This is a genomic window from Bacillus cereus group sp. BceL291 (genome assembly GCF_051776705.1).
Lineage (GTDB): Bacteria > Bacillota > Bacilli > Bacillales > Bacillaceae_G > Bacillus_A > Bacillus_A cereus.
On the sequence record NZ_JBPWAP010000110.1, the window covers coordinates 1 to 12,426 of the forward strand.

Consider the following 12,426-nt stretch of genomic DNA (forward strand, 5'->3'; position numbering starts at 1 on the left):
GAGTTTATTTGGTGTGTGTACTTTTCAATACCAAAAGTACATTACGAGTTTTTTAGTTGCTTTGAACGAAAGTTCATTTTATTTTTGTTCTTAAGTTGATGGGCATGGGGTATATGTAGCAATGGAACAGGATAACGCAACAAGCATTAGCGGACATCATATGGTATAGTAACTCCATTAAGTTAACTTAAGTTATAATAAGGGTTTTTGTGTGCATTTAGGTTAACTTAAAAAGTCGGTGCCATTTGAGCACAACTAGATAAATTTGATACTTAATGCCCGCTAATACTTATTGCGTAATTTGGTGCCATTGCTACACAAAGGCCTGATATAGTGCCCCTATTTCTTGTAAACTCCTTTTCTCCATACCCACTCAATCGGACCATAACGGAAATATTTACTCCAAATCTTGCTGAATAGTATTTGTACAAATATAATTAAAAGCCCGAAGATACATAGCTGCCAGTAATATATGTGTGAGACATCTTTAAAGCACCACGAAAGAATGACAAGCGTAAGTATGCTTTGAGTGATGTAATTCGTTAAAGCATACTGGCCAACGTTCATAAAGGGGTGCAGACATTCTATATATTTTTTATTCTCACAAACTCTCAGTAGAGTACAAATATAGAATATAGCTAGCATTTTCCCTCCAAATAGAATCCATAGTTGTACATCCTGAGAGTAATAGACATCTGTTTTTATAAAGTAGTAGATAATAGGACAAGAGAGAAGACATGACATACATAACGAACTCCACTGTAAAAATTTAATTTTCTTTATTAATTCCGGTACCCTTTTAAAAATATTTTTCTTACCAGCCCATAACCCTATTAAAAATAAGCCTATATATTCCGGAATTCCTATTAGGAGTTGCTGAAATTCCTGGGTCATTAGGAAGAAAAGACGTGCTTTTACTTGATGTGAATAATGTGTAAATAGATTTACCGTGTGATTGGTAGTGTTGCCTGTAAACATATATTGATAGTAGTTTGGCACTTCTGGAATAGAAGAACTTGTTCGTAAAAATACAATAATATGTAATACATAACTAACTAGTAGAAAACTACAACCAGCTACAAAAATAAGCTTAGTAGATTGCCTATAAAAGAATAATAGAATAAATCCAGCTAAAGCATACGCATGTAGAATATCTCCATACCATAGAAAGGTGAAGTGAAGTAAACCGAAGGCTAATAAAATACATAGTCTTCGAATAAACAACTTATACATGGGGTATCCTTTTGCTTTTGTATTTTTCATAAAGATATAAAATCCTACGCCAAATAAGAATGCAAAAATAGTGTAGAACTTTGCTTGTATAAACAAATCTACTAAAAAACGAATCACTTTATCTGTACCGGAGTAACCTACCTGATTAAAAGGATCTAGTCCTGTCATAGTGGGTAGATTTGCAAAAAGGATACATAGTACGGCGATACCTCTTATTATGTCTAAAGAATAAATACGAGAGTTTTGTTGCATGTAAATTCTCCTTTCTTACAAAGAAAAACGAGCACTATATTAATTAGCGCCCGAATTACGTCTCGCAAAGAATCCATCATAGGTAGCAGCTGAGACTGCCCCTTCTAGACGTTCAACTTCTTCACCTCTGTTATAAGCTACAACAACTGGAGTACCTGGAATGTTGAACTCTTGAAAGGCACTTTGATTTTCTGGTGTAGAGATATCGATACGATAGATGGTTCTATCATGCTTTTTTGACATGCTATTGATATCCGGGGCAGCCTTTTTACAATAATGACAGGTAGGTTGATAGTAATACGCAATAAACTCATCATGGGATTGTATTTTTTTCTTTAATTCTTCTTTTGAAATATCTTTTATATTCTCAGGTGATACTTTTGCGTCTGCAGCAGATACAATTGTTTTTTCTGGTGCTATAGTTTCTGTGTTGACTGATTCATTTTTAGTTAAAGTAAAGATCGCGATACAAGCAACGCATAAAGTTGTAAGAACTGCTCCGATTTTGTAGATTTTTTTCATAGTAAATTCCTCCTTTAATAAAAAAAGGACAAACCTCGCCCGAGTTAACTGGGCGTAAGGTTTGTCCTTCACGCTACGTACAATAGAGTATAAACAATGGAAACAAATTTTCTATCTATATAATACCATAAGATTCATATAGAGTGCTATAAGAATTTTAAAAGAAAAATAAAGGAATAACTTAATTGTAAAATTTCATGTACCAGATTAAATAATAAAAACAATTAACGAAACAACAAGGGGATTCTCTGTTGTGTATTCAACTGATAGGGACACTATCCTCCTCCAATAAGCATAAAAACATTCAACAAACACATCTCAAAAAGTGTGTGTACTTATGAAGTATATCTTAAGTACATTTTGATACCTTTTGAAGTAGTTTATGCTGTGAAAAGTATACTTTGTCTAAAGGAGTACCTTTCAGGATAGTTGTAGTTAATTTTTGATGTAATCTATCGTGTGAAAAATTCTGTTTTCAAAAATGATTTTATATTTTGGAAAAACTACGAATTATAATACACAAAAGTATTATAAACAACACCTTGTTTGATAAACAACACTGTGTCTGATAATTTTTTTGACACCTGATATTAATTGCAATGGGGAATTCAATATATCCATAGTAGGTAATTCAAATATATAGAAAGAGGGTCTGAGGTTTATGAAGAAAGAAAAGCGTAAAAAAAACCACATCGAAAGAAAAGCGAAAGAGAAAAAAGAAAAAATTAACTTAGAAGAAAAAAGAGACCGGAATTTTGATAGGGGGATAAGAATTACTGATATAGCAGTTAGAATTTTAATGTGGATATTCAAAGATTAATATACTAGTACATTGATGATAAAGAACCTTTTTTAGAGAGGTTCTTTATCTTATTTATTCATTACTTATAAGTAACATATAATAGAAGAAAGAAGATGAAGTAAGAAAGGGTGTATATTTTTGTTTAAGGAAATTACTGGAGTTAATTCAAATATAGAAGGTAATGCTAAGCTATGGCGCTATATGGATTTCACTAAGCTAGTAAGCTTATTATCTACTCAATCAATTTATCTTTGTAGATCCGATAAATTTACAGATGTATTTGAGGGGAGGATATTTGGGTATGGAGTGGAAGATGTACGTGAGGATATTATAGAAATGTTAGAAGGGTCTGGATGCAGTGATAGATTTAAAATTGCCCAATTAAAAAATGCAGAAAAAGTGGCGGAAAGAGTAATGGAAAGATCAAAAATAGACAGAGAGAATGTATTTGTAAACTGCTGGCATTTAAATGAGTATGAATCAGCAGCTATGTGGAAATTGTATTTAAAGAGTGAAGAGGGAATAGCAATCCAGACTACTTTTGATGGAATAAAACAAAGTCTTACTGCATGTGAGGAAGATATTCATATTGGACAAGTAAATTACATAGATCACACAAGACAAAAAAATTTAAATATAAGCTTACTTGAACCGTTTTTTACTAAAAGAATTTCCTTTAGTCATGAACAAGAAGTGAGATTGGTTTATGCGCCAACACCTCAAGATGAAAATTATAAAATGAATTCAGGTGTGACGGGAAAGAGTATTCAAGTTGATCTTAATCATTTAATTGATCGTGTTTATGTTTCACCTGATGCAGATTCCTGGTTTGTGGATATAGTAAAAGTAGTGCTCAAAAAGTTTAATGTGTATGCAGAAATTTTTCATTCGGATTTGTATAAAATAAAATAGAATTAATCATTAATACGATATAGAAGAGAAGATTTAGAAAATACAGCTGTGTATTCGCTGCCTTTAGTAGTAGATAAAAAAGAAGTGTTAACAAGTATTGAAAAAATGCTAGGGACGGATGTATAATTAGTTGGTTTTTTTAAGCGTAATTTGTACGTTTTATTGTAATCTTATTACAGATTTTTAATTGGGATGGTGTTATAAGTGAATTTGTTTATTATTGGGAATGGATTTGATTTAGGGCAGGGTTTACATACGAGGTATTGGGACTTTCGTTCCTATTTAAAAGAACATCAAGGAGACTTCCTGAGGGATTTTGAAGATAAATATTATTTTTGGGGGAAAGGGTTACAAACTTATCTATGGAATGATTTAGAATTTAATCTAGCTAATATTGATGAATATGTATTGATTGAACAAATGCTTCAAAGTACGGATTTGGGGCTAGAAAGTGGAAATGTTGGTATAGAAGATACTTTGAATTATTACTTCGGAAACAAATTTAAGTACATTGAAGAATTAACTAGCTATTTAAAAGAATGGATTAAAGTAGTAGATCAAGAGTTGGACGATATAAATAGAAGGACATCTTTAATCGATGAAAGCCATCAAGATATATTTATAAACTTTAATTACACCACTACTTTGGAGGATATTTACAATATTACAAGATCGAGTGTTTTACATATACACGGTGTAGTAGATTCAGATGAAGAATTAGTGTTAGGGCATTCAAATTCATCTAGAATAGATTACTTTAAAGAAAATTATGATGAATGTCAAAATGAATTAGATGAACAAAGGGCGCCAATATATAGGGTTTTAACTGACTATTGTTCTAAAACATATAAAGATGTAAACAATTATATAAATCAACTATCTTCATTGAATTTTGATGCTGTTGAGAGAGTAATTATAATTGGACATTCTTTAGGTGAAGTGGATTTACCATATTTTAAAAAAGTTAAGGAACGAGTTAATCAAAATACAGAATGGCATGTTTATTATTACGGTGAGAATGAAATTGAAAATTTCAGAGATAAATTGAATAAAATAGGCATAGCTGAACAATATATGGAATTTATTCAATGCGACACATTTTATGATTTACCTTAAGTAGAGCAAACAATAGAAAATTAAAAATGTGCAATTTTATAATTTACTTTTGTTTAATATTTTTTATAAAAAGGACTCTTGTGTGTACCAGGAGTCCTTTTTATATATCTTATTATATATTACCTATAAAGGTAACATATAATATAATCTATTACTTTCCATTCTGACAAAATACAGCAAAGACCGTGCGAGCTTCGTCGATGGATTTTAAAAGGGATTATTCCTTCAATATGGAATTCCACTTATAGGAGGTGGCGTGGCGCTATGTCAGAAGCGGAAATAGTATATACCAGCAATGAGGTTTATAGTCGTTTAGGGGTAAGCGGCAGCACACTTAGAAAGTATTCGGATGTTCTTGAGCGTGAAGGTTATGATGTAAGAAAGAATAGTAGAGGGAGAAGAGAATATACAGAGTTTGATGTTGTACTTATTGAACAGTTAGTAGAATTGAGTAAGCAAGATGGCATGACTTTAGAAAAAGCTGCGAAAATGATTGCAAAGCAGTTTGGAATCGCTAATAAGAAAGAGGAATCCCAGGGTACAGATCCCGTTCCTTATGAAATGCAATATCAATTCCAACAACAATATAGCGTTATGATAGAAGAAATTAATAAGGCGCAGCAAGCAAACCTTTTAGAAATGGAAAAGAGACTAGATGATCGTATGGATCAAAGGAATAAATTAATCGAAGAGGATATTAAAGAAAGAAATAAATTAATAAGAGAAGATATGAAAGATCGGAAAGAACGTGAAGAAAGGATAGAAAAGAGGTTAGAACTAAGGGATGATAATCTTATGAAGATGGTCAGGGAGATTCAAGATGCAAAACGTACTATTGTATTAGCCCAGGAAGAAATAGCGGCAGCGAAAAAGAAATCTTGGTGGAAGTTTTGGAAGTAGTGGTGTCAAAATATAAGTTCTTTTGTATACACCTAAAAAAACGATTTTCCAGAGTTAAAGGAAATTGTTTTTTTAGGTGTATTTTTTGTAAAAACAACAGTGCGACAACATTTATTTGGATTTTTTTCCTACTGCCCATGCAGCAAATAAAATACAAATTACAATAATCCCCCAGCCTACAACTCCCATGATTCCCCTCCTTTTTATGAAGAAAATATGTATAAATTTCTATATATGTAGTTCCATACCATGTTAGCATATAAAAGTTATTTTTGCTTATTAAACCACTTTCTAAATGTAGTTTCTTCTTGTTCTCCTTCTATACGATCTATCTCTTTTCCTTTTTTAAAATGAATTACAGTCGGTGTACCAGTGATTTTAAATTTATCCCATCCTTCTCTATATGTTTCTAAATCTATAACTTGCATATTAATATTCATATCTTCGGCCATGGGTACTATAATGGGAGAAACTAACTTACAATGAAAACAAGTAGTTTGATAAAAATAAATTACTTTTTCTTTATTATTTGCAATGTCATTTTCTAATTGATTAATTGTTATTTTATTTTTATAGTAATCATTTTTTGTAACTGCTTTTGAAGAAGTATTGTTTTCTTTATTTGTTATAAATATAAAGGTTATAAATAGAAGCAAACAGCTTGAGGCGAAAATAATCATTTTCTTCATATTGTTCGTATCTCCTTATTTACTTTTATCAGAATAGAACTGCAAATTATAATAATTAGAAAAGCTATTAAACAAAGCAGTGGAATTGTTATAAATCCAAACCAATCCAAAAAATCTCCAGTACAAGGCACTCTACCACATGTTAAATTTTTCGAAAGTGATGGAACTTTTTGTATTAAATAATGATAAATGGATATACATATTCCAATACTAGAAATAAATAAGCTGTAAATGCTTATTTTATAATCTTTTTTTACAATTCCAATTCCTAATAATATAACTAATGGGTACATAAAAATCCTTTGATACCAACATAATGTACAGGGTTCATATTTCATTATCTCAGATAAGAACAAACTTCCAGATGTAGCAACAAATGATGTAGCCCATGCTATAAATAAAACATATTCTAATTTTTTACTTACATTCATATTGATCTTCCTTTTTATAATTTATATTCAAAATATAAAATAACAAAAAAGCTAGAGAAAACTCCTAGCTTTTTGTTATTTTAGAAGAAAAAAATGTAGCTGATACTATTAAAATGAAACATAGTATCCATCCGATTGAAGGAGCGTAAGGTATCTTATCCTTTATTAACATACTAATTATTAAAACTAATGCACCTAAAAATCCTAAAATGACAGGGATTTTAACTTTTTTAGCATTATCCTTAATATTAATAATGTATCCCTCCTATTAAGCAGCTTGTCCTAAACACCATCCAATTGCTCCACCAGTAATAGCTCCTGCACCGTAATAACATGGGGCACAAGCTAGGCCTGATGTTCCAATGCAAGCAGCTCCACATAAAGTCATTAAAGCAGTAACTGTCCAAGCAGGAACACCCATGCCAGCTAAGCAATCATTAAATTTACTATAAGACCATGATGTAGATTCTTTAACTGTTTTGTCTAAAAGTAATTTTCCATCTGACCAGGCTTTTACTGAACCAGATTGTTCATTGATTTGTTTGAAATGTGTTTCATAGACATTTATAACTTTGTTGTTTTCATCTAGAAATACAGACATACCACTGATTTTTAAAAGGTCTCCACCATTAGCAGATAATTTCACCATGTAAAGTTTATCGTTAATTAAAACAACTTCAGCTTTGTTGAAATCTAAAGATACATCAGAACCAAAATGCGTTTCAACATTTCCATTAGCGATATTCTCCTTAACTAGATTCACTAGCTCGTTTTTCTTATCTAGTGATACTTGTTTAGTAGTTTCTTGATACATATCTATCATCGCCTGTAATTGCTTATCCTGCTTAGAAACCTCTGCAGCTGCTGCTTTTTGTTGAAACGGAGTGAAACACATTACTGCCAAACAAAGAATCATTAAAACGTAAATCCCTCTCTTTAAAAATTTGTTTTCCGTTGCCATTTACATCACACCTTCCATTTTTTTACACGTATTACCGTGCAATTCGAATATAATACATAAATAACCAAAAATAAACAAATATTTGAATAATTTTCTAAATAAATTTCGACAAGATTGAAAGAATTCTGAATATTAAAATATATTATTCTCGGGGGTTTTTAAAAATGTAAACTCATTCCCGGAATTTTTTTAGAATATTCTATTTATTTTTTCGCAACTTACTTTTACAGGGTGCACCCTTATGTAGTTGGCGGAATTGTGGTAATATTTAGTAAACAGAAGTGGTTGAGGAGGACGTAGTGATATGAGCACAAATGTTTTCACGCATGAAGCAGTTATGCAACAACTTAATGATTTTTATCAAATGATGTTGTCGCAACAAATTATAAAAGCAGCTGAAGTGAAAAAAGAAATAGCTGAAAAAATAGAACAGATTAAACATACAGAAGAAAAAGAAAACCAAAATCAAAACTTATTATTATATTATTCTTTACTAGACTTTAAATACAGAATGCTAACTGATCGAGTAAGTATTCGAAAAGATAGTTTTGAAGCAATTGATACAATCAATAAAACGACAGATAAACTCATAGCTTATTATTATCATTCTTTTAAAGCAGAACATGCTTTGATGTTTAGTAACTACAATGAAGCAAGAAGACAATATGAAGAAGCTGAAAGCTTATTAGAGCATATTTCCGATGAATTAGAGCATGCAGAGTTTAATCAAAAATTTGCGGTGTTAAATCATCATATGTCTAGTATGCTAATATCTATTGAATACGCAAATAAAGCGAAAGAAATTTTTGAAAAACATGCTGGATATGAGGTGAAAGTTGCTTCTTGCGAAAACACACTAGGGACAGCATGTATATTCTTAAAGCAATTTGAAAAAGCGGAAGAACATCTGAATCGTTCTATTGACCTGTTGCAAAAACATAATGAAGAAAAATTGATTTTAGTAGTAAGACATAATCTAGGATTATTATATGCAACTCAAAACTTATCTACTTTAGCGATTCGTCATTTATCAGAAGTAACAGAGAAGATTCCTACACACTTTAAAGCATTATTCTTACAAGCACGTGAACACTATAAGCTAAGAGAAACAAATGTTGCACAAGAACTTATTGAAAAAGGATTAGCAGTTTGTATGGAATTAGGAAATGAAGAGTATGTATATCATTTCAATATTTTACGTTCTCTTAATGAAGATCAAGCAATTAAACTATTAGAAGAAGAAGTGAATAAAAGTATTCCTTACTTCGAAAAACAGGGTTTATGGGATTTTGTAGAGGAATATGCAGAAGTATTAGCGGTTCGCTTCCGCAAATTGAATGAGCATGAAAAAGTTAGTGATTATTTCGATGTATGTTACGAAGCGAAACAAAAATTACTAAGCAAAGGGGCGTTAAAATAATGAAGAAGCTTGTGTTAGTGACATTAGGATTAGCGATAGCATTATCATTTAGTAACAATACAGGTGATACACAACATGCTCTAAAAAAGGAAGAGATTATACAATACTCACATGCTGATCATTTTTAATAGTTAATTAATAAAGGGGCTCCAATTATGGAGTCCCTTTATTAATGGGGTAATGCTTTGGTTTCTTCTATTATAACAATATTTGCACCAGAACCCCTTTTTGTTTGGTTTGCTCTTTCCTGAAAAATAATGAAATAAATACAAGTAAAAAGTGTTAACAAAGTTATCACTTTTTGAAGGGGATGTTATAAATGGAAAAATACATTGTAAACTATCATACTGGTGTTACAGAAGAAGTTGAGGTAAGTGATTTAAGTGAAGCGAAGAAAGTTGCTGAAGAAGGAATAGCTTACACGCAAGAAAAAATCACAATTGAAACTTTAGATGGTGAAGTAATAACAACCGCATATTGGTATGAAATATCCCCGCAAGAGGATGATAATGTACTCGAAACGGTTGGCGGCGGCTTTTATCAAACGTGGAGTGATGAACTGGGGGAGTAATTCCCCCTCTCGTTGGTTTAAAAGAATTTGCTGAGATACTGGGCTGGGATAAAGCACGTTTAAGTGCAAAGTTTTCTCGACAACGAGATGGGAAGAAAGTAAGGCCGTTATTACCTGATCCAATCCAGATCCTTGCTTCTACACCTGTTTGGACATTGAAACAGGCAAAAAAATATAAGGCTATAATTGATGGTAGGTCTGCTAAATAAGCAGACCTTTTTTATTTGAATTCTACATAAAATTTAGTGTCGATGATTCCGAAAATAACTTTACAGGGAAACGGGTTTTTTCCTACTGAAGCAGCACGCATACAAGAAAGTACCCAATGTTCCAGTTCCAAAGGCAATCGATATGCTGTAATACTATCATCCCTGTTTTTTACTGTTACGATTGGTGCGTTTACCCTGGGCGTAGCAAAACTGTCCGTTGTTAGCATTCCTACTGCATCGTTAGTATGAAAACCGGCACTTAGAACTTCATAAATCATTCCATCTTTTTCACTAATAATCATTGGGATATTTAAATAGGGGTAGTTATTTATATCTTCATGAATAATTGCTCCTGCTGCATTCTTTCTTATTTGAGTCTCTTGCATTGTTTACACTCCTTTATAATCGTTTAAATGTGTTTATGTAAATACATTCTATTTTGCATCTATTATATTATAAAATTGTAATTTCATCTTGTTATAAAAAGCATCGGTACATATAACAGCACTATTTGGTGGATCGATATCAACAACAGTCATATTGCCTGAAAGTAAATAACCGTCTTCAAAATATGTAATTAATATTTCCTCTTCAGAAAATAAGGAACATACTAGCATATTTTCAATTCGCTCTTTTTCTTCAGTAGTTAAGATCGGACGGGTTACTTTGTGTTGTTCCTTAATGATTTCACGTATGCCGTCAAACTGTGCTGTTAATGCTGCGAACGGGGTGAATTTTACCATTCCTCTTCCCTTTGGCATATTAGCGTTATTCATGATTTGTGGCCTCCTATTAATGTGTTTCTGTGTCTAGCTGTAGCGCTATGCGTGTAGGAAATCCCTCGTAGAATACTGTTCTTCCCAAACCTTGTGCGTATTTCATCCATTACTTTTGTTAGTTTTACTTCTTGTTCTCGTTGCGTGACATTATCGAAAAGAGAAATTTGTTCCTCCCCTTCTCGAATTAGATTCGTTAGAGAAATGTTTATGCTGCGGATAGGTTCTCCAGTATATTGTTGATGTAAAAAGTATGTACAAATCTTATAAATATCCATTGTTAGGTTAGTCGGACGGCTTAAAGTATGTGTTTTCCTAATACCCCCTGTATAACTCTTACTATAACCAACAGAGAATTGAACGGTTTGAGCAAGTTTGTTTTGTCTTCTAAGGCGATAACAGATTTCTTCAATATGTTCCAATAGAACAATTGGGAATTCTTCTATTGTATAGTCACGCATTAGAATTTGGCTTTTTCCAATTGAAGTTGTAGCAGGGACGTATTTCTCCGAGATACGGCTGAAGTCGATGCCGTTGCTATGTAAGTGCAATTCCTCCCCAATCTTGCCGAAACTCTGTTTTAAGTATTTAAGAGGGTAATTCGCTAAATCCCCAATAGAATGTATTCCCTTTCGATTCAATTTTTCTTCTGTTTTGTACGAAATGCCCCAAAAATTATTGAGTGGTCGTATGCTCCATAATTTTGTTGGGACATCTTCATACTTCCAATGTGCGATGCCTTCTTTGTTCTTCTTTGCTTCAATATCTAAAGCAACCTTACTCATTAAAGGATTCGGAGCAATTCCGATGGTACATTCAATGCGTGTATGTTCATATATTTCACGTTTGAATTTCAAAGCAAATTCATAGGGATCGTTAGCAAATAAATGAATGCTATCCGTAACGTCCAACAGAAATTCATCTATGGAAAACTGGTGGAAATCCTCATAAGGAACGTATTGTAAAGCTAACTTTGTAATATAATTAGAGCATTTAATGTAAGTACTCATAATCGGATTTACAACAAGAATATCTTTTCTTCGAGGAATCTCGTAAAGCCTTGCCATCTTTTTTACGCCCAGGGCTTTCAGTGGTGGAGTTGCAGCTAATAAAATAGATCCACTCCTGTTCACATCACCTACTACAGCCAACTTTGTATGCATAGGGTCTAAACCCATTTTAATGCAACTAACTGAAGCGTAAAAGCTACGTAAATCAACACATAAGATGATTCTATTCGGTAGGATTGAATAGTCATACACTGTGATTCCTCCTTAAATATAATAAGAACGTAGGTTCGTTTTTTATTATACACGAACCTACGTTCTTTTATGAAGAGGTTTTAAAAATAAAATTTAAATATAAATGTTTGAAGAAGAGTTCAAATCCCTAAAAACGAACCTTTAAGTTTAATTCGTTCTTTCTTTTATGAGGTACCGCCAGCATTTTGAAAAAAACCACGCTAAGAGTATGCGAGATTTTATATAGTTTTTTGGCTAATTCAGTAACAAACGAGAAACCTGTATTTGTCAATTAAAAATCCGGCCACATTACCATTGAAAGCCCAGCCACTTTTGTGAATTCTAATCAGTATCAATTTTTAATAAAACTGGCTGGATTTTCAATTATAAT

At 32.1% G+C, this 12,426-nt stretch carries 15 protein-coding genes; 7 read left to right on the plus strand and 8 right to left on the minus strand.

What is annotated here, in order from left to right; genetic code table 11:
* Positions 1-339 precede the first annotated feature (339 nt).
* Positions 340-1,485, minus strand: a complete 1,146-nt coding sequence (locus ACS2CR_RS31315; RefSeq protein WP_153603158.1) for a DUF418 domain-containing protein — start codon at positions 1,483-1,485, stop codon at positions 340-342.
* A gap of 39 nt (positions 1,486-1,524) precedes the next feature.
* On the minus strand, positions 1,525-2,007 hold the full coding sequence (locus ACS2CR_RS31320; protein WP_060852757.1) for a thioredoxin family protein: 483 nt from the start codon (positions 2,005-2,007) through the stop codon (positions 1,525-1,527).
* A gap of 661 nt (positions 2,008-2,668) precedes the next feature.
* On the opposite strand from ACS2CR_RS31320, the gene ACS2CR_RS31325 reads away from it, so the two are divergent.
* The 4 genes from ACS2CR_RS31325 to ACS2CR_RS31340 all read left to right on the plus strand — a co-directional run bounded on the left by ACS2CR_RS31325 (position 2,669) and on the right by ACS2CR_RS31340 (position 5,737).
* Complete coding sequence (locus ACS2CR_RS31325) at positions 2,669-2,827, plus strand: hypothetical protein (RefSeq protein ID WP_171840971.1); 159 nt, start codon at positions 2,669-2,671, stop codon at positions 2,825-2,827.
* A 120-nt stretch (positions 2,828-2,947) separates the two neighbouring features.
* A complete protein-coding gene (locus ACS2CR_RS31330) occupies positions 2,948-3,721 on the plus strand; it encodes a DUF2971 domain-containing protein (protein ID WP_060852756.1) in 774 nt (257 codons plus the stop codon).
* A 204-nt stretch (positions 3,722-3,925) separates the two neighbouring features.
* The gene (locus ACS2CR_RS31335; protein WP_060852755.1) at positions 3,926-4,837 is read left to right on the plus strand and encodes a bacteriophage abortive infection AbiH family protein; all 912 of its coding nucleotides are present in this window, start codon (positions 3,926-3,928) and stop codon (positions 4,835-4,837) included.
* Positions 4,838-5,101: 264 nt separating this feature from the next.
* Positions 5,102-5,737 carry a DUF3967 domain-containing protein gene (locus ACS2CR_RS31340; protein ID WP_060852754.1) on the plus strand — a complete coding sequence of 212 codons (636 nt, stop codon included), beginning with the start codon at positions 5,102-5,104 and terminating at the stop codon, positions 5,735-5,737.
* A 266-nt stretch (positions 5,738-6,003) separates the two neighbouring features.
* Here ACS2CR_RS31340 and ACS2CR_RS31345 read toward each other — a convergent pair whose 3' ends face one another.
* The 3 genes from ACS2CR_RS31345 to ACS2CR_RS31355 all read right to left on the minus strand — a co-directional run bounded on the left by ACS2CR_RS31345 (position 6,004) and on the right by ACS2CR_RS31355 (position 7,818).
* The gene (locus ACS2CR_RS31345) at positions 6,004-6,426 is read right to left on the minus strand and encodes a thioredoxin family protein (RefSeq protein WP_060852753.1); all 423 of its coding nucleotides are present in this window, start codon (positions 6,424-6,426) and stop codon (positions 6,004-6,006) included.
* A complete protein-coding gene (locus ACS2CR_RS31350; protein ID WP_060852752.1) occupies positions 6,423-6,857 on the minus strand; it encodes a disulfide oxidoreductase in 435 nt (144 codons plus the stop codon). Before ACS2CR_RS31350 ends, ACS2CR_RS31345 begins: the two co-directional genes overlap by 4 nt.
* A gap of 268 nt (positions 6,858-7,125) precedes the next feature.
* On the minus strand, positions 7,126-7,818 hold the full coding sequence (locus ACS2CR_RS31355; RefSeq protein ID WP_060852751.1) for a hypothetical protein: 693 nt from the start codon (positions 7,816-7,818) through the stop codon (positions 7,126-7,128).
* 304 nt (positions 7,819-8,122) lie between these two features.
* On the opposite strand from ACS2CR_RS31355, the gene ACS2CR_RS31360 reads away from it, so the two are divergent.
* The 3 genes from ACS2CR_RS31360 to ACS2CR_RS31370 all read left to right on the plus strand — a co-directional run bounded on the left by ACS2CR_RS31360 (position 8,123) and on the right by ACS2CR_RS31370 (position 9,809).
* Positions 8,123-9,238, plus strand: a complete 1,116-nt coding sequence (locus ACS2CR_RS31360) for a RapH N-terminal domain-containing protein (RefSeq protein ID WP_060852750.1) — start codon at positions 8,123-8,125, stop codon at positions 9,236-9,238.
* Positions 9,238-9,366: a hypothetical protein gene (locus tag ACS2CR_RS31365; RefSeq protein WP_255788255.1), complete on the plus strand. Its 129-nt coding sequence runs from the start codon at positions 9,238-9,240 to the stop codon at positions 9,364-9,366. Before ACS2CR_RS31360 ends, ACS2CR_RS31365 begins: the two co-directional genes overlap by 1 nt.
* A gap of 191 nt (positions 9,367-9,557) precedes the next feature.
* Positions 9,558-9,809: a hypothetical protein gene (locus ACS2CR_RS31370; RefSeq protein ID WP_033699747.1), complete on the plus strand. Its 252-nt coding sequence runs from the start codon at positions 9,558-9,560 to the stop codon at positions 9,807-9,809.
* Between the two features lie 220 nt (positions 9,810-10,029).
* Here the strand turns inward: ACS2CR_RS31370 and ACS2CR_RS31375 are convergent, their stop codons facing one another.
* From ACS2CR_RS31375 to ACS2CR_RS31385, 3 genes are read right to left on the minus strand one after another with little or no spacing between them, the layout of a single operon-like run.
* Complete coding sequence (locus tag ACS2CR_RS31375) at positions 10,030-10,404, minus strand: hypothetical protein (protein WP_060852749.1); 375 nt, start codon at positions 10,402-10,404, stop codon at positions 10,030-10,032.
* A 48-nt stretch (positions 10,405-10,452) separates the two neighbouring features.
* A complete protein-coding gene (locus ACS2CR_RS31380; RefSeq protein WP_060852748.1) occupies positions 10,453-10,794 on the minus strand; it encodes a YolD-like family protein in 342 nt (113 codons plus the stop codon).
* Positions 10,791-12,056: a Y-family DNA polymerase gene (locus ACS2CR_RS31385; RefSeq protein WP_060852747.1), complete on the minus strand. Its 1,266-nt coding sequence runs from the start codon at positions 12,054-12,056 to the stop codon at positions 10,791-10,793. Before ACS2CR_RS31385 ends, ACS2CR_RS31380 begins: the two co-directional genes overlap by 4 nt.
* Positions 12,057-12,426: the final 370 nt, after the last annotated feature.

Bases quoted from the DNA above. Each gene is read 5' to 3' on its own strand.
- ACS2CR_RS31325 (WP_171840971.1), top strand. From the start codon at position 2,669: ATGAAGAAAGAAAAGCGTAAAAAAAACCACATCGAAAGAAAAGCGAAA.
- ACS2CR_RS31345 (WP_060852753.1), bottom strand. From the start codon at position 6,426: ATGAAGAAAATGATTATTTTCGCCTCAAGCTGTTTGCTTCTATTTATA.
- ACS2CR_RS31340 (WP_060852754.1), top strand. From the start codon at position 5,102: ATGTCAGAAGCGGAAATAGTATATACCAGCAATGAGGTTTATAGTCGT.
- ACS2CR_RS31355 (WP_060852751.1), bottom strand. From the start codon at position 7,818: ATGGCAACGGAAAACAAATTTTTAAAGAGAGGGATTTACGTTTTAATG.
- ACS2CR_RS31370 (WP_033699747.1), top strand. From the start codon at position 9,558: ATGGAAAAATACATTGTAAACTATCATACTGGTGTTACAGAAGAAGTT.
- ACS2CR_RS31380 (WP_060852748.1), bottom strand. From the start codon at position 10,794: ATGAATAACGCTAATATGCCAAAGGGAAGAGGAATGGTAAAATTCACC.
- ACS2CR_RS31320 (WP_060852757.1), bottom strand. From the start codon at position 2,007: ATGAAAAAAATCTACAAAATCGGAGCAGTTCTTACAACTTTATGCGTT.
- ACS2CR_RS31365 (WP_255788255.1), top strand. From the start codon at position 9,238: ATGAAGAAGCTTGTGTTAGTGACATTAGGATTAGCGATAGCATTATCA.
- ACS2CR_RS31375 (WP_060852749.1), bottom strand. From the start codon at position 10,404: ATGCAAGAGACTCAAATAAGAAAGAATGCAGCAGGAGCAATTATTCAT.
- ACS2CR_RS31315 (WP_153603158.1), bottom strand. From the start codon at position 1,485: ATGCAACAAAACTCTCGTATTTATTCTTTAGACATAATAAGAGGTATC.
- ACS2CR_RS31350 (WP_060852752.1), bottom strand. From the start codon at position 6,857: ATGAATGTAAGTAAAAAATTAGAATATGTTTTATTTATAGCATGGGCT.
- ACS2CR_RS31360 (WP_060852750.1), top strand. From the start codon at position 8,123: ATGAGCACAAATGTTTTCACGCATGAAGCAGTTATGCAACAACTTAAT.